This window comes from Persicimonas caeni, assembly GCF_006517175.1.
In the GTDB taxonomy this organism is placed as follows: Bacteria; Myxococcota_A; Bradymonadia; order Bradymonadales; family Bradymonadaceae; genus Persicimonas; species Persicimonas caeni.
Genome location: NZ_CP041186.1, coordinates 1 through 17,183 on the forward strand (window position 1 = coordinate 1; position 17,183 = coordinate 17,183).

Sequence of the window (17,183 nt, forward strand, 5' to 3'; positions counted from 1 at the left end):
AAAGGCAAGTACGAGCTGCCGCCGCTTAGCTTCCTCGACTACGACGACTCCGACGGCGTCGACGTCGACACCGAGGCGCTGCGCTCGATGGCCGCCCAGATCGAGCAGACGCTCTCCGACTTCAAGGTCGAGGGTCAGATCGTCGAGATCTGCCCCGGTCCGGTCATCACGATGTTCGAGTTCAGCCCTGCCCCGGGCGTCAAGATCTCGAAGATCGCCCGGCTCTCCGACGACCTCGCCATGGCGCTGGCCGCCTACAGCGTGCGTATCGTGGCGCCGATTCCCGGCAAGGGCGTCGTCGGTATCGAGGTACCCAACCCGACGCGCGAGATGGTCTGGCTCAAAGAGATCATCGCCGACGACGTGTTCCAGGGCAACGAGATGCAGCTCCCCATGGCGCTCGGCAAGGGCACCGAGGGTGAGCCCGTGACGGCCGACCTGGCCAAGATGCCGCACCTTTTGGTCGCGGGTGCCACCGGCTCGGGTAAGTCGGTCGCGGTCAACACCATGATCGTCAGCCTCCTGTACATGAACTCCCCGGAGGACGTGCGCATGATCATGGTCGACCCGAAGATGCTCGAATTCAATATCTACGAGGATATCCCGCACCTGCTCTTGCCGGTCGTGACCGACCCCAAGCAGGCTACGGTAGCCTTGAACTGGGTCGTCAACGAGATGGAGCAGCGCTACCAGAAGCTGGCCGACCTCGGGGTGCGAAACCTCAAAGGCTACAACAAGAAGGTCGAGCGACTGACCAAGCAGGCCGAGCTCGACCACCTCGACGGCAAGGAAGAATCGGCGGCGATGCGCGAGCTCGACATCGACCACAACGGCAAGGCGACCCACGAGCGCATGCCCTACCTGGTCGTCGTCATCGACGAGTTCGCCGACCTGATGATGACCGCCTCGAAGGACGTCGAGCAGGCCGTCGCTCGCCTGGCCCAGAAGGCGCGTGCTGCCGGTATCCACGTGATTCTGGCCACCCAGCGCCCCTCGACCGACGTCATCACCGGTCTCATCAAGGCGAACTTCCCCACGCGCATGGCGCTGCGGGTCACCAGTAAGACCGACAGCCGCGTCATCCTCGACTCCAACGGCGCCGAGAACCTGCTCGGAAACGGCGACATGCTGTTCGTGCCCCCGGGCACCAGCAACCTCAAGCGCGTCCACGGCGCGTTCGTCTCGGAGAACGAGATCCACCAGATCGTCGACTTCCTCAAAGAGCAAGGCGACCCGCAATACGACGAGTCGATCCTCGTCGAGGAAGACGAAGAGGAAGAGAGCCCCCTCGAGCAAGAGTGGGAGAAGGACGAGTACTACGACGACGCCGTCAAGGTCGTCGTCGACTCAGGCAAAGCCTCGATCTCGATGATCCAGCGCAAGCTGCGCGTCGGCTACAACCGCGCCGCGCGCATGGTCGACCGCATGGCCGCCGAGGGCATCGTCGGCGAGTCCGACGGCTGCCGCCCCCGCGAGGTGCTGGTCGATACGGTGCCCGACCACTGCAAGTGAGCGAAGGAGCGAATTAGCGAAGGAGCTAATGAGCTAAACCAAAAAGCGCGGCCCCGGGGACGGGGTCGCGCTTTTTGTTTGTGAGGCTCGGGCTCACAGGATCCGTGAGCCCGAGGCCTGCTCGAGCGGGGTTCTCAGCCAAGAGAAGTCGCTATCCTTCAGGTTGATGACGAACGTCTCGCCGGGAAACTCGACCTCGTCGAGGATCATCGGAAGGAGCTCCTCGACCTCCTCACCACCGCCGAAGAGGCCGGTATGCGGCACGATTCCCAGCACGTAGAGCGGAACCTCCTTGAAGTGCCGAACATCCTTGCAGGCGATGTAGGCCTCCTCGATGGTCGGGTACATGTCGAGCTGGCTGCGCAATTGGGCGAGCTGCTCGGGCTCCAGGGAGGCGCCGAAGAACGTATCACCCGGCTTCAGCGTGTTGCGCTCTTGTCGAGCCTCGGCCATCCGGTGCTGATACACGTCGTGCCTATCGATCCACCGCTGCGCCTCTGCGCGACGGTCATTGCGAAAGAAGAACTCGACCGCGTCACGGCAAGCGTGTGGGGTGTGGGCTTCGTTCTTCTCGATGGCTGTCTCGAGGCAGCTAAGCCCCGCCTCGTCGTCTTGACTCAGCAGGAGGCGCCCGACGACGTAGTGGCCGTCGGCGTCTTCGGGATAGGTGTCCAGATACACCTGGAACAGTTCGAGTGCTTCCTCCTCGCTGTCGAAGCGCTCGGTCAACGTCGCCAACTGCCACAACTCCTGGTCACCCAACTCGCGCTCACCACGAAGCTCGCGAAGCTCGGCCAGCCGCTCTCGACCGGAGCGCGACTCGGCGTGGATCTCCTGCCACTTCCGCCGCACCGAAGCGTGCCACGCTCGGCTGAACTCCTCGGTCAATCCCTCGTGCACCCCGGCGAGGAGCACGTCTCCTGCGCTCTGCTCGGCAGGCGGCGGCAACTCGGCCTCGACGCCCAGTGCCTCGAGCCGGTCCGATAGACTCGGGTGTGTGTCGTCGAAGCCCGTCTGGCGCTGCAACGCTTGGGTCAACAGCATCTGGGCGTCCGCGCTCTCGACCGAGGCGTTGAGCTCGGTATGCATCTCGACGAAGAGACGTCGAGGCGCCTCTTCCTCACGTTGATTGCGCTCGAAGAGTTTCGGCCAGAACTTCTCCCCCAGATACGCCCCCAACACGTGCGTCTTGACCAGGGCAGCGCCGGCGACCTGCGCGCCGCTCACCTCGGCGGCGCTTCGATCAGCCTCGTACTCATCCTGTCTGGCCAGCACAAACGAGTAGGCGCCAAAATAGGGGACGAACCAATTGAAGAACCGGTTGAAGAGCATCGAAGCGTTCTGGCCATCGTCGAAGCTCGCCTTGATGCGGTACCAGGTCATGCGCAGCCGATAAATCCAGGCGCTGAATTTGCCGTGGTTCCCCGCCAGGTGACCCATCTCGTGGGCGACCACCGCGCGGAACTCGTCGAGCGTCAGCGTCATCATCAACGGCAGGCCGAGAATCAGATTGTTCTTCTGCCAACCGAAGAGACCCAGCCGAGGCACCTGAGTGATGGCAGCGTTGAAATCATCGGTGATGATGACCTCATGAACGCGCGGCGCCCCCAGGTCCTTGCGAATGCGCTTCAACTCGGCGAAGAGCTCGGGAGCCTCGTCGGGGGTCAGAGCGCGGCCCTCCGGCTCCCCCAAGCGCACCCAAATCGCCTTGGCACACACACCAATCACCACCGCGAGCGGAATGAGCAGCTTGAAGCCAATCTTGGCTAAGAGCAACGGCTTGATGAGCACCAGCGCGCCGAGACCGAGCACCAGCGCCAGAAGAACGATCAGCACACCGAAGATATACGAGTATCCCAACAGCGCCAGACCGACGACTTTAGCCTTGTAGGCGCCCGGGCTGCGTTCTGCCGAACGCTCCAAACGGGTCACGAGAGATTCGTACTCGGCGATTGTCATATCCATGAGCTTTCCCCACTTCCAGCCACGCCGTAGCTGGTTCAATTCTCCAAAGTAGCGCGCCCAGCCTATCATCCCCGACAAACTCGCGCCAAACGCAGAAATTGCCCCTCCTTGCCGATTGCACGGACGTCCCGCTCCGGTGTAAATTGGCCCCCTCGACACACAAAAGATGCAATCTTGTGAGGGCAAGATGGACGAGTTTTTCAGGCTTCCCTATCCGATGTCTGGCTTCCACGCGTTGACCCGTTGGGTCTACGGGGCTCACAGAGAGGGCCTGTCGGCACCCGTCATGGCGCGTTACGAGGAGACGCGCGCGCAGTTCGACGCCGAGGACGCTCGGCTGGCGAGAGCGCTGTTGCGTAACGAGCGCGACTGGCTGGCGCTCGCCGCGGCGCATGGCGACCCCGTCGAGCACTGGCTCGAGCGCCTCGCCCACGAGGGGCTGACCGACGAGGTCGACGCCGATTATCGTCAGCTCGTGCGCCTGCTGCACCTTCGCCAGCTCTACTTTCCGGACACGGGCGTCCCCGGCGAGCTCGAGCGGGTCCACCGCGCCTACCTGGAGGCCCGCGGCGAGGCGCATACCCCGGCCGACCCCGACACGCAGGCGCTCTTTACGCTGCAGTATATGCACCTGCACGGGCCGACGCCCTTTCTGGAACACTACGGGCGCCACGTCGAGGAGCGCATCGCGCGCTGGAGCGACTTGGTCGCCGACGGGCCCGCCCCGCGCGGCCTGCGGCCCTGGCAGAGCGAGCTTCGGCGCGTGTGCGCCGGCGAGTTGCACGTGGGCGAATGGATGGAGCAAGCGTGTCGCTCCTATCCGACCGAGGACGACGGCCTGAGGATGCTGGAGCTGCTCGCCCGCCTCGAGCGCTTCTTCCCCGACCTGAGCGAGCTGTCGCTGGCGATGAGTCGGCACATCGAACACAAACGCCATCGCCACCTGTACCTCGACGTGCACGTGGCGCACCGCGCCGACGTCGCGCTGTTTCGCTCGTATATCGAGCGCGGCAAGGGGGCGGTGATCTACGCCGAGTCAGCGAAACGAGAGAGTTGGGAGGCGACGCACGCTCGGCTGGCGGGGCTCTCGACCATCGACGCGCCCTGCCATACCGAGCCGATGCCCGAGACGGCCACCACGCGCTACGAGCGCAAGTTCGACCAATGGTGCCGCCTCAATCGCATTCACGTCGTCTACCCGTGGGCCAAAGACGACCCACCCCGGCGCGCAGAGCAGATCCGCGAGCATATCCTGCTCGGCGCGCGCGACGAATTGTGGCCGGCCTACGGCGAATGGCTGCGGGAGCAGGGGCACGACGCGACCTGGATCTTCTTGGTCGACGCGGCCGGCTGCTTCGACCCGGGCGACTGCCCGCCCCGTCAGCGCATGGTCGTGCTCGCCATCCCCACCGCCACGCGCCTGCCCCCATCGCGGCGCCCCAAGGCCCGCCAGAAGCCCTCCATCCCCGCACGCCAACTGGCCGACAGGCTGCTCAAATATCACCCGTTCTACCTGTTCGACTTCCCCCTGCCCTATGGCTCCGGTGTCAGCGCCTATCGGACAAGCGATCAGTCACCGGCCACGGCGCCGATGCGCTTTTGGGCGATGGTCGAGCACGCCGTGGCCACCTTCGCCCACGACCGCTCCCACAAAAAGGACCGCATGTCGGTCTACGTGCGCGACTGCGACTTCGTGCGACGCACCGCCGAGGAGTTCGAGGCGAGCCAGGCGGAGTTTATCCGACGGGTGGACGCGGCGGCGTACTGGGATCATTTGAAGGTCTTTACCCCGCAGATACTGCCGCGCGACGAACACCCGCACCTGCCCTATGCAGAGGCCGTGGCCCGGGTCTTCGCGGACTCGCGGCGACGCCCCGACGATCAGTTGCGCCATCGGCTGCGCAGGCACGAGAAGACGAAGGGATTTCGGTTGCGCGATGTCCTGGCTCCGAACCCCGCCCCCCGGGCGGAGGCTCCCGTGCGAGATTGATGCACGGCCGCGCCCCGCCCGGAGCGCGGCTTCGCAGCCGGCGCGCAGCCCCTCCACGCCCGGGGCGCGGCTTCGCGGCCATCGCGCAGCCCCTCCCCGCCCGGGGCGCGGCTTCGCGGCCGTTTCGCCCCCATCTTTCACCCGTGGCGCACTCTTTGCAGTCCATCCACCCCGTCAACGCGTGCGCGCCCCTTTAAGGCGTCCAAAGCCGCGCAAATACTGCATTCTCACCACGACCGCGCAGAACTTGCGCGGCGCTGTACCACATAGAAGTCGGAGTACCCTCATGACGGACCAAATGACCCAGCATCCCGAAGAGTCGAAGCACCGCACCGTCGTCATCGTCGGCGGCGTCGCCGGAGGCGCCTCGTGCGCCGCGCGCCTTCGCCGCCTCGACGAGAACGCCCAGATCATCATGGTCGAGCGTGGCCCGCATATCTCCTTTGCCAACTGCGGGCTGCCCTACCACCTCAGCGGAGTCATCGAAGAGCGCGACAGCCTGCTCGTGCAGACCCCGGAGAGCTTCAAGGCGCGCTACGGCGTCGACGTGCGTGTGCTGACCGAGGTCGTCGACATCGACCGCGACGCCAAGACCGTCGAGCTGCGCGACGTCGACACCGACGCGCGCTCGACGCTGGCCTACGACCAGCTCGTCCTGTCACCCGGCGCGACCCCGTTCATCCCGCCGATTCCCGGCGCCGACCTTCCGCAGGTCCACGTGCTGCGCAATATCCCCGACATGGACCGCATCCTCGCGGCCTGCAACGACGAGCAGCCCGCGCACGTCACCGTCGTCGGCGCCGGCTTTATCGGCCTCGAGGTCGCCGAGAACCTCGAGCACCGCGGCATCGACGTGACCGTGGTCGAGATGGCCGCCCAGGTCATGCCCAACCTCGACCGCGAGATGGCCGCCGCGCTCAGCGACGCGTGCGCTCGCCACGGGGTCGAAGTGCTCACCAGCACCCGCGTGAACGCCATTGAAGAGGACGGCGAGCGCCTGGCGGTGCAGACCCTCGACGGGCCCACCGTGGCGACCGACCTGGTCGTGATGGCCGTCGGCGTGCGCCCCGCGGTCGAGCTCGCCAAAGCCGCCGACCTCACCCTGGGCGAGCGCGGCGGCATCCGCGTCGACGAGACGCTGCGCACCAGTGACCCCGACATCTTCGCCATTGGCGACGCCGTCGAGGTCACCCACCGCGTGACCGGCCAGACCGGCTTCATGCCGCTCGCCGGCCCCGCCAACCGCCAGGGACGCCTCGTCGCCGACATCATCGGCGGCCTCGAGCGCACCTACGGCGGCCCGCTGGGCACCAGCATCATCAAGGTCTTCGATACCGTCTCCGCCTGCACCGGCATGTCCGAGGGCCTGGCCAAGCGCCTCGACCTCGACCACCGCGTCGCCTGGATCAGCGGCTCGTCGCACGCCTCGTACTTTCCGGGCGCCGAGAATATCACCCTCAAGGCGATCTTCGACCCGACCGACGGCAAGCTTTTGGGCGCGCAGGGCTACGGCCGCGACGGCGTCGACAAACGCATCGACGTCCTCGCCACGGCCATCGCCGCGGGCATGACCGTCGACGCACTCGAGGAGCTCGACTTGGCCTACGCCCCGCCGTTCTCCTCGGCCAAAGACCCGGTCAACCACCTCGGCGCCGTCGCCGCCGGCATGCTCGCCGGCGCGCACCCGACGATCGCGTGGAACGAAGTCGCCGAGCTCGGCGACGACGTCAAGCTCGTGGACGTGCGCACCGAAAAGGAGTACGCCGCCGGCACCATCCCCGGCGCCGTCAACATCCCCCTCGACAACCTGCGCGAGCGCCTCGACGAGCTCGACCGCGACGTGCCCATCGTCATCAACTGCAAGCGCGGCAAGCGCGGGTATCTGGCCGTGCGCATCCTGCTGCAGCACGGGTTCGAGGCGCGCAATCTGTTGGGTGGGTATTGTTTGTGGAGTATGGCGGTGGGTGACGACCGCTGACTGGACGCATTGCCGATACGCTGCGATGCCCGCGGGGGTGCCTCCGCCCCCCGGCCCCCGCTGCTTCGCCCACTCGACCCAATCATCGAGGAGGCGTGGGGACATTCGAGTTTGGTGGCCTTGCTAGCGAGCGACGCCTGCTACATAGGGCGCCCTGAACTGCGGGCGTTAAGGACATAGGGGCTGCGTGTTGCGAGAGGTTCCAGGTTGCCGACCTGCGAGTTGGAACCACCTCGCGACTCGCAGCCCCTATGTCCTTAATTGCTTATGTAGCAGGCGTTTCTCACCTCGAGGCCCACACAGGACAGCTACCACGGTCAGGCGCACGGGCACAAAATGAACTCACAGCCGACGCAACCACTTGTGTATGCCCATGAGGCGCTAAGCAACTGGGGCCTTTATGGTTTGTTCTAGCAGCATTGGTGCATTGTTGTAGGTTCGCCGCTGAACCACTTCTGATAGGCCGACCATATAGGCCCCCGCTGCTTCGCCCACTCGATCCGAATCATCGAGGAGGCGTGGGGGCATTCGAGTGGGAGGAGCGTCCAGAAAGAAAAGAGGATGTAATGATTGTGTTCGACCAAAAACAAACCGGGCACAAAGCCTGGAAATCATTACTTCCGGAGACGATCATGCCAGCCACTCGCCTCAATGTCCGCCTCCAAACGCTCGATCTTTCTGAGCCGCGGCGAGCAGTACCCGCCGATTTCAATGAATATATCGTTGCCTGCGCGCATCTGCGCGGTGAGGGTATCCTCGATGCGATCGAGCAGCAGTTTCGGCTCGACCGCGGCGGCTACCAATTTGTCGACGCGGTGCTGGCGGGGCTGGCTTTTTTCAGCGCCCAGCCGACCTACTCGGGGCTTCGCGGGATGCTAGACGAGGTCAATGACCGTGGTTGATCGCTGGCCCTGGCGGCGGCCGAGGGCCGAGACAGGCTTCGCAGCCAGGCTTCGATGTCACGCGTGCTGGACGACATCCCCGACGAGATGGCGTGTCGATTCACCGAGCAGCTGCTCGGGGAGTGGACCCCGCCCGCAGCTCTTTCGGCCTACGAGGGCGTGCGGTGGCGCGATTGCACCGGCCAGCCCTGGCACGGCTTCGCCATCGATGGGCGCGTGCAGCCCTTTCGACGCCGGGCGCTGTGCGAGGGCGAGGAGTATCCGCCCGCCCATAGCCTTTGAGCGATGGAAACTCAATTACGGATTTCGTTTACGGAAGGAGGCCCTCGTAGGCGAACGGCGGCCCCAGTCTTCTTGCCACCTCCCCGCGCCAACGGCTAAAACCAGCGCAGTCGACATCCCCTCTTTCCAAGGAGTTCACCGTGCCCCACAAAAGCCTCACCCTGCTGCTCACCACCGCCCTACTCACCCTCGCCGCCTGCGCCTCGAGCCCTGCCGAGCAACCAGACCAACAGGACAAGGAGCAACAAACGATGCCCGACGCCACCCAGCAGCCGTCCCTCGAGGGCACCTGGCAAGGCCCGTTGACCGTCCCCGGCGCCCAACTCACGCTCGTCTTTCACCTCGACAAGACCGACGACGGCACCTGGAACGCCACAATGGATAGCCCCGACCAGGGCGCGACGGGCATCCCCGTCTCGGCCGTCGAGCACGACGGCGACAAGGTCACGATCGCCGTGGTGAGCATCGGCGGGGTCTTCACGGGCACGCTCTCGGACGACGGAACCGCCATCGACGGCGAGTGGTCCCAGGGCAGCTCGTCGCTCCCGCTCGACCTCGAGCGCACCGAGGCCAAAGAGGCCAAAGGAGTCAACCGCCCGCAGAATCCCGAGCCGCCCTTCCCCTACACGGTCGAAGAGGTGAAATTTGCCGGCGGCGAGCCGACGAAGGGAACCGCCGACGCGGTGCAGCTCGCGGGGACGCTGACCTTGCCCGAGGGCGAAGGCCCGCACCCGGCGGTCGTGCTGCTGACCGGCTCGGGCCCGCAGGACCGCGACGAGGCCCTCGCCGGCCACAGGCCGTTCTGGGTGCTCGCCGACTACCTGACCCGCCACGGCGTGGCCGTGCTGCGCTTCGACGACCGCGGCGTGGGCGAGTCGACCGGCACGTTCGAAGACGCGACCATCGCCGACTTCACCCAGGACGCCATCGCCGCGGCCGAGTTCATGGCCCAGCGCGACGACATCAAGGCCGACGCCATCGGGCTCGTGGGCCACAGCGAGGGCGCCAACGTCGCCCCGCGGGCGTCGAACGCCTCCGACAAGGTCGCCTTCATCGTGCTCCTCGCCCCCACCGCGGTGCCCGGCCACGAGCTCCTCGCCCGCCAAAACCGGCTCGTCTTCGAGGGCTTGGGCATGAGCGCCGAGGGCGCCCAGACCTACGAGAAGAACATGCACGCCGTGCTCCGTAAGATCGTCGCGGTGCCCCTCGACAAGCCCGTCCCTGACGAGCTTCGCAAGGAGCTTCGCGCCGACTTCAACGCCGCCATCGACGCGATGAGCCCCGAAGACCTCGCCGTGTACGGCGTCGTCGACGACAACACCCGCAAGGTCGTCCTCGACCAACTCGTCGGACAGCTCACCAAGCCGTGGATGCGCTCCTTCTTGGCGATGACGCCCCAGAAGACCTTCCAGAAGGTCGACGTCCCCACACTCGCCCTCTTCGGCGCCAAGGACGTGCAAGTCTCCTCCGAGCAGAACGCCCCCGTGCTCGAAGAGGCGCTCGGCGACGACGCCGACGCGACGGTCGAGACCCTCGAGGGCCTCAACCACCTCTTCCAGCCGGCAAACACCGGATTGCCCGCCGAGTACTCGCAGATCGAGACGACGCTCTCGCCGAAGATGCTCGAGACGCTAGTGCAATGGATGGCGGAAAAAGGATACGCGGAGGCGGGCGAGTAGCTATTGGAGGCCACGTCGAGCTCGCCTCTTGATAAGCGGAGGCGAAGCCGAAGCGCCACCCCTCGGAGCGTAGCGTAGAGGGGTCTCTGTAGCCGGGTGTGACCGTAGGGAACGCCCGGAAAAAGAGCCCCCTACACCCCACCAGAGGGCGATTCGCAAAAAAGTACGCAACAAATCGCCTCCTTTTGCCGAAAACCAAAGTAGAGGGTTTTCGTCATGTTCGACTTTCGGAGGAGATATGCCTTACACCAGACTTCGCTACCACTTCATCTTCGCCACCAAAAACCGTGCCCGTTGGATTTGGCCTGATGTCGAGTCATTTCTGTACCCAGTCCTCGTGCGGCTCATCAAGCGTGCCGGGGGACACGCCATTCGCCTTGGTGGAGTCGAAGACCACGTCCATATCGTCAGCGCACTGGAGCCGAAAGTTTCGGTAAGTGACTTTTTGGAGCGCATCAAGTCGGAGTCATCACAGGCAGTACGTGGACGATTTAAGAACCTGTGGGGATTCGGTTGGCAGGATGGCTACGGAGCGTTCACTCTGAATCCGACCGATATGGACCGCATCCTCGAGTACGTGGAGAACCAGAAAGAGCATCATCGGACCGGAAACCTCTGGCTGCCCTACGAGAAGCTTGCGGATAAACTCGTAGGTCCGGATGGACTACCAGCGAACAAGGCGCCTTCCACGTCGGCTCGACCAATCGTGTCACGTGGACTTCGACGCCAGCACCATCGACTGGCCCGCCAAATGTGGGGTGCGTCATGGTGGACTGAGGTGAGCTCAAACTCCGGGCGTTCCCTTCGGTCACACCCGGCTACAGAGACCCCTCTCCGTTTCACTTCGAGGGGTGGCGCTCCGGCTACGCCTCCGCTTATCTAAGAGCAAGCCGAAGCGCGAGTCTTTAGCAAGCCGAAGCGCGAGTCTTTAGCAAGCCGAAGCGCCGGCGAGTAACGCTGGACCTCACTACTCTCACGTCTACGTTCCTCGCAGCCCAATGATGTTGTTGGAACGAACACGAGGAGCCCACCATGTGGACCGGCGAACAAATCGACGAGCGCCCGCACACCGAGAGCTTGTGCCACTACAACGGCCGGCTGTACTGGCTGGTCGATGACGAGGAGGCCGACCCGACCGAGGATTTGCTCGGTCGCAAGGTCGCGCGCAAGCAACTGATCACCTACGACGTCGACACGGGCGAGCGCGCCACGCTCGCCCGGTCGCTGCCGCCCTCCCCTTCACTCGCCGTGGGCCCCAAGGGCGCCTTTTTGTGGGGCCTCAAACAAGAGAGCGTGCTTCGGGTGACGCCCGCAGGCGCCGTCGAGCAGTACACGGTCACCGAGGAGCAGCCCGACGGGGCGCTTCGGTGCGTGGGCGAGCGCCTCTTCTTTGAGGGCAAGCTCAACCCGGCGACTACCGGCGTGGCGGTCTACGAGCCCACTGATGATCGCTTCCGCCGCATCCTGGAGACCGGCGACCCGACGCCGAGCACCCTCGACCGGGTGCACGTCGACGAAGACTGCGTCTGGTACCTGCACCACACCCCGCGCGGCTGGAAGCTCGACGCCGTCGACCTCGCGCGCGACGAGCAACAGCAACTCGTCACCGACCAAGACCTGATGCTGCGCCGGTTCACCAAGACCGACCGCGGCTTTCTGATGTGCGACGACCACGCCATCTACCTCTACGCCGACGGCGAACTCTCCGAGCTCACCGAATGCGACGTCCCGCCCGAGCATCTGCACGGCATGGGCGAGCGCGCGCTGTGGACGAGTTCGGCGGTCGAGAACGAGGACAGCGAGCTCGTCGCAGGTTGGCAGATCCACGCGGTCGACCTCGACGGCAGCGAGGCCGAAGTGCTCTACGAGACCGACCACCACATCGCCGATCTCGAATGCGGCGAGTGGGGCCTGGCGTGCTTGCTGCGAGAGGCGAAGTTTGGCGTGGTGGCCGAAATTGGGACGGGGACGGTGGGTAGTGTGGTGGTGGTGCGGCCTTAAGTAACTGCACGGAGATTGTGCGGGAAAGCTCGGCGAGCAATCGGCGGCAAGCACAAGGAGACAGCCCGCAGGCGATGCCAGCGGCATCGTCGAGGGATGGCGACGCAGTGATTGGCGTCGAGAGCCGCCGAGATGACCGACAGAATCTTCGTGTAGTTACTTAGAGTGTAGGCATTGCCGGTTCGTGACGATGCCCCCGGCCGGCCTTCGCCGGCCGCCCCCCGCGCGGAGCGGCGGGGGGCTTTATGGTTGCTCTAGCAAAAGTGGTTCAGAGATGAACCTTCGAGAACCGACCACTTCTGATAGGCCGACCATATAGGCCCCCGTTGCTTCGCCCACTCGATTCGGATCACCTATTCGCCTTGTTTTGAAAGGGGGGATCCGATGCGGGGGTATTTGCCTCCGGTAAAAGACGTGCGGCAGTTAAGGGGGCTCTGATGGCGATTGTTATGTTGGCCTGCTGGGGCAGGCTGTTCCACTGTAGCCGCTCGTCCCAGGTTTTCCGGCGTCGCTGGCGACGTGCGGCGGTCATCGCCAGATAGTCTACGTGGCGAGTTGAGGAATCCGGTGGAGATTTTGTCACCTCGACCTTGAGGCTTCGAGCAGCTTTTCGAAAGGCGTTGCGAAAGGTGCTTGCGACCAGTACCGGCTGACGCATGTGGAGGTCGCCGGGTTCGGGCAAGTCGTCAGGAATCGACAGTCTAAGCCCTAGCAGGGCCGTTGAGGGCGACGCCTTATCAGCGGGATCACTGCCATGCGTCGGCGCGTCAGCGGCCTTATCTTGGCCTTGGATCGCAGCTGGCTCATCGTGCGCACCCAGCGTGGCTGGCGGCGGCATGTGAATCTCGATCTCTTTTCTGTAGGTCGGCGACGTCGACGAGGTGCATTCGCGGCGGAAGGGGCAGCCCTGGCAGGCTTGTGGGGAGCCGATGCGGAATCTGACGATCACACGGCCGCCGCGCTGGCGCATTCCGGACAGGCCCAGATAGGCGCCTTTCGCACAGCCGATCTGGCGGGTTTGAGCGTCATAGCTGAATCCATCGAGCCCACCGATGCGCTGCTCGACCTTTCGGGTGACACTCTGCCACCAGGCGTGCGATGCCTCGAAGCCGACGGCGAGCGAGGCCGGCTCCGGACGGCCTGCCGCTGGGGCTGCGTGGGGTGCGGGGGCACCGGTCGGCGCGAGCGGCAGCGTGTCGGCCGATTCGAGCTTGCGCGGCGCAGCCTCGACGTCGATAGGCTCGAGCTCGCCGAAGAGCTCGGCGCCCCTAATAGCCCTGAAATTGTGTAGCCAAACCCCCAGCGCCATCATGACCTGCTGGCCGGGCGCGCAATCCGAGTACATCTTCTCCAGATCCATGTGCCGATCGAGTCGGGCAAAGCCGTTTTCCTGGCGGCCGGCCCGGGCGTAGTAGGTGGTGACGACTTCTGCGGCCGGATAGGCCGTCGGGTCGAGATCGCAGGCGTAGACCTCGTACTGAAGCCCGTCGACAAAGCATCCGGCGCCGCGCTTCTTGCCGTCGGTCGGCTCAAAGCAGCTGACCACCAGCCTGGCCCGGGCGTCACCAAGCCAGTAGTCGCCCATTTCGGTCGCCCAGCGCTGGGGGCCGCTTCGGGAATCGTCGACCTTCTGCCATGTCTGCTGGGCCAGCTGAGCGCGCACCGCAGGATCTTTGAGCGGCTCGTAGTAACGAAGCCGGGTCAAAAAGTGCACCGGCGAGCGAAGCGCCGCGCGCAGCTGGGCAAACCCTCCCTGGTGGCCGTCGATGGCCAGAAAACACCGGCCGGGCTCGAGCCCGCGGGCGTTGGCCCATCGCTCTATCAGTGCCAGGCCCTGCGCAAAGTCATCGCTGAGCTGGCCGTTTCCGGCCGCATAATTCATCGCCAGATAAAGCCCGCTTCCCAGATGCTCCAAGATCGACGTCTCCATCTGGACGTCGGCGCGCTTTCGGCCCGAATAGCCCGGTTTGGCGCCCAAGCTGTCGACCCGACGGCGGGCGGGCGGGTACTCCTCGCCCTCGCACAGCGCCCGGCGTCGAAAAGGCTGCACGCGCCCATCGATGGCGAAGCCGTGCCAGGACTGCCCGGTGCAATCGCGCCACAGCACAGCCTCGTAGGCCGAAAAAGGCGCCGCCGGGGTCCATGCTCCGAGCAACTGCTCTTTGAATCGACACGCCATCTCCTCGGGAATGTCGCCCAAAACGCGCGACATCGATGCCTGGCTGCAAAGCCTGTCTCGCCCCCCTGCCGCTGCCAGGGCCTGCGACCACCCTCGGCCATTGACTTCGTCGAGCATCCCACGAAGCCCCGAGTACGTGGGCTGGGCGCTAAAAAAGGCCAGCCCCGCCAGCACCGCGTCGATAAACTGGTAGCCGCTTCGGTCGAGCCGAAACTGCTGCTCGATCTCGTCGAAAATGCCCTCACCGCGCAGATGCTCGCAGGCTACGATATACTCGTTGAAGTGAGCGGGCACTGCTCGCTGCGGCTCGGAACGCTCGTGATTTTGGAGGCTGACATTGAGGCGAGTGTCTGGCATGATCGTCTCCGGATGTAATGATTTCCAGGCTTTGTGCCCGGTTTGTTTTTGGTCGAACAAAATCATTACATCCTTTTTGTTTTCTTGACGATCCTCCCGATCGGTCGCCCCCCACGCCTCCTCGCTGATTCGGATCGAGTGGGCTTCGCACGGGGGCCGGGGCGGCGAAGGCCGCCCCGGGGGCATCGTGACTGACCGGCAATGCCTACTCTCCCATCCTCAATTCAACCGCCAAATCTCGAAATTCAGCGCCGACGCATACGTCACCCACGCCAAATACGGCGCCAGCAGCCACGCCGCGGCCTTGCTGTGCTGCGCGAACAGGTAAATCGTGACGATGATGGCCACCCACAACACCGCGATGATCACCAACCCGGCCATCGGCGAGCGCGCCCCGAAGAACGCCGGCGACCACGCCGCGTTGATGACGAGTTGGACGCCGTAGGCGATCAGCGCCACGCGCACACCCTCGTCGGAGAAGCCCCCTTTGCGCCACACGAGCCACGCGGCGACGCCCATGAGCGTGTAGAGCGTGATCCACGCCGGACCGAACAGCCAGTTGGGCGGGGTGAACCACGGCTTGTCGAGAGTCTTGTACCAACTGCCGACCGACGACCGCGTCGCGAACGCGCCGATGATACCGGCGAGTTGGGCGATGATGACCGACACGGCGATTTGGAGAAATGTGCTCATATGTTGAGGTAGACGGGCGGATCGTGTGTTAATTCGAGAGAGTAGGCACTAAGAACGTAAACCCACAGCAACCCGCATGAAACTCACAATCCCCCGCGAAACACGCCCAGGCGAGCACCGCGTCGCCGGCACGCCGGCGAGCGTCGAGCGCCTGTGCCGTCTCGGCTACGACGTGCTCGTCGAACGAGACGCCGGTGCCCGAGCCGGCCTCGCCGACTCCGACTACGAGGCTGCGGGCGCGACGATCGTCTCGCAGACCGAGCAGTTGTGGGCGCAGGCCGATATCGTCACGAAGGTGCGCCCGCCGACGCCCGACGAGGCGGACATGCTGCGCGAGGGCGCGCTGCTCATAAGCCACGTCTGGCCCGAGCAGCACCCTGGCCTGCTCGACCGGCTCGCCGAGCGCGAGGCGACCGTGCTCTCCCTGGAGCGCGTGCCGCGCATCAGCCGCGCGCAGGCCGTCGACGTGTTGAGCTCGATGGCCGGCATCGCCGGCTACCGGGCCGTGATCGACGCGGCGCACGCCTACGGGCGGTTCTTCACCCCGCAGATGAGCGCGGCGGGCTCGACGCCGCCGGTGCGCGTGATGGTCATCGGCGCGGGCGTCGCCGGGCTGGCGGCCATCGCGCAGGCCCACAAGATGGGCGCCAAGGTACGCGCCTTCGACACCCGTGAGGCGGTGCGCGAGCAGGTCGAGAGCCTGGGCGCCGAGTTCCTCGAGGTCGAGCTCGAGGAGTCGGGCAGCGGCGAGGGAGGCTACGCGCGCACCATGAGCCCGGAGTATATCGAAGCCGAGATGGCGCTATTCGCCGAGCAGATGCCCCAGACCGACATCCTCATCACCACCGCCGCCATCCCCGGCAAGAAGGCGCCCCGGCTCATCACCAAGCCGATGGTCGAGTCGATGCCGTCAGGCTCGGTGATCGTCGATTTGGCGGTGGCCACCGGCGGAAATTGCGAGCTGACCTGCCCCGACGAGGTCGTCGACCACCACGGGGTCACCGTGCTCGGGCCGACCGACCTGGCCAACCAGATGCCGACGCAGGCGAGCGCTTTCTTCGCAGAGAATGTCGCCAACTTGGTCGACTTGCTCGGGCCGGCGGACGCGTTCGAGCTCGACCTGCACGACGAGATCATCCGCGGGATGTTGCTTTTGCAGGACGGCGGCGAGGTCGAGCTTCCCGAGCAGCCCGAAAAACCCGAGCCGATGCCGCCTCGCGAGACCGCGCAGCCACCCGAGCCTCGCCGAGAACCCGAGGATCGACCCACACGCAAACGCCTGCTCACCGCCGCGGGCCTCGCGCTCCTCGTCGCGCTCTTCCTGGCCGTAGGCCTCTACGCCCCGGCCGAATTCGTGGGCCACTTCACCGTCTTCGTGCTCGCCTGCTTCGTGGGCTGGCAGCTCATCTGGAACGTCACCCCGTCGCTGCACACCCCGCTGATGAGCGTGACGAACGCCATCAGCGGCATCGTGGTCGTCGGGGGCATTCTGCAGGTCACACAAGGGGCGAGCGCGGCCGTGCTGGCCCTGGCGGGCGCGGCGGTCGTGGTGACGAGCATCAATATCTTCGGCGGCTTCTGGGTCACCCAGCGCATGCTCGGGATGTTTCGCGCTGAATCCGCTTCCAACGGTGAGAGGTCGTAG

Annotated in this window: 12 protein-coding genes; 9 read left to right on the top strand and 3 right to left on the bottom strand. The window is 65.2% G+C overall.

Going from position 1 to position 17,183, the window contains the following annotated elements:
- Positions 1–15: 15 nt before the first annotated feature.
- The gene (locus FIV42_RS00010) at positions 16–1,512 is read left to right on the top strand and encodes a DNA translocase FtsK (protein WP_246099118.1); all 1,497 of its coding nucleotides are present in this window, start codon (positions 16–18) and stop codon (positions 1,510–1,512) included.
- Between the two features lie 93 nt (positions 1,513–1,605).
- Here FIV42_RS00010 and FIV42_RS00015 read toward each other — a convergent pair whose 3' ends face one another.
- Positions 1,606–3,477 carry a M48 family metallopeptidase gene (locus FIV42_RS00015; protein WP_168210286.1) on the bottom strand — a complete coding sequence of 624 codons (1,872 nt, stop codon included), beginning with the start codon at positions 3,475–3,477 and terminating at the stop codon, positions 1,606–1,608.
- 187 nt (positions 3,478–3,664) lie between these two features.
- Here FIV42_RS00015 and FIV42_RS00020 point away from each other — a divergent pair, with 187 nt between their 5' ends.
- From FIV42_RS00020 to FIV42_RS00050, 7 genes are all read left to right on the top strand, one after another.
- Complete coding sequence (locus tag FIV42_RS00020) at positions 3,665–5,467, top strand: hypothetical protein (protein WP_141195678.1); 1,803 nt, start codon at positions 3,665–3,667, stop codon at positions 5,465–5,467.
- 286 nt (positions 5,468–5,753) lie between these two features.
- The gene (locus FIV42_RS00025) at positions 5,754–7,445 is read left to right on the top strand and encodes an FAD-dependent oxidoreductase (protein ID WP_222615346.1); all 1,692 of its coding nucleotides are present in this window, start codon (positions 5,754–5,756) and stop codon (positions 7,443–7,445) included.
- A gap of 566 nt (positions 7,446–8,011) precedes the next feature.
- Complete coding sequence (locus FIV42_RS00030; RefSeq protein ID WP_141195679.1) at positions 8,012–8,347, top strand: hypothetical protein; 336 nt, start codon at positions 8,012–8,014, stop codon at positions 8,345–8,347.
- 54 nt (positions 8,348–8,401) lie between these two features.
- Entirely contained in the window at positions 8,402–8,629 is a 228-nt protein-coding gene (locus FIV42_RS00035; protein ID WP_141195680.1) for a hypothetical protein, read from the top strand.
- A gap of 140 nt (positions 8,630–8,769) precedes the next feature.
- Complete coding sequence (locus FIV42_RS00040) at positions 8,770–10,308, top strand: alpha/beta hydrolase (RefSeq protein ID WP_141195681.1); 1,539 nt, start codon at positions 8,770–8,772, stop codon at positions 10,306–10,308.
- Positions 10,309–10,546: 238 nt separating this feature from the next.
- Entirely contained in the window at positions 10,547–11,191 is a 645-nt protein-coding gene (tnpA, locus tag FIV42_RS31345) for an IS200/IS605 family transposase (RefSeq protein ID WP_141195682.1), read from the top strand.
- A gap of 149 nt (positions 11,192–11,340) precedes the next feature.
- Positions 11,341–12,309, top strand: a complete 969-nt coding sequence (locus FIV42_RS00050; protein WP_141195683.1) for a hypothetical protein — start codon at positions 11,341–11,343, stop codon at positions 12,307–12,309.
- Positions 12,310–12,658: 349 nt separating this feature from the next.
- Here FIV42_RS00050 and FIV42_RS00055 read toward each other — a convergent pair whose 3' ends face one another.
- Both FIV42_RS00055 and FIV42_RS00060 read right to left on the bottom strand, forming a co-directional pair.
- The gene (locus tag FIV42_RS00055; RefSeq protein WP_141195684.1) at positions 12,659–14,845 is read right to left on the bottom strand and encodes a hypothetical protein; all 2,187 of its coding nucleotides are present in this window, start codon (positions 14,843–14,845) and stop codon (positions 12,659–12,661) included.
- Positions 14,846–15,064: 219 nt separating this feature from the next.
- Positions 15,065–15,538 carry a TspO/MBR family protein gene (locus FIV42_RS00060; RefSeq protein ID WP_141195685.1) on the bottom strand — a complete coding sequence of 158 codons (474 nt, stop codon included), beginning with the start codon at positions 15,536–15,538 and terminating at the stop codon, positions 15,065–15,067.
- A gap of 76 nt (positions 15,539–15,614) precedes the next feature.
- Here FIV42_RS00060 and FIV42_RS00065 point away from each other — a divergent pair, with 76 nt between their 5' ends.
- Positions 15,615–17,183, top strand: coding sequence for a Re/Si-specific NAD(P)(+) transhydrogenase subunit alpha (locus FIV42_RS00065; protein WP_141195686.1), 1,569 nt, complete (start codon positions 15,615–15,617; stop codon positions 17,181–17,183).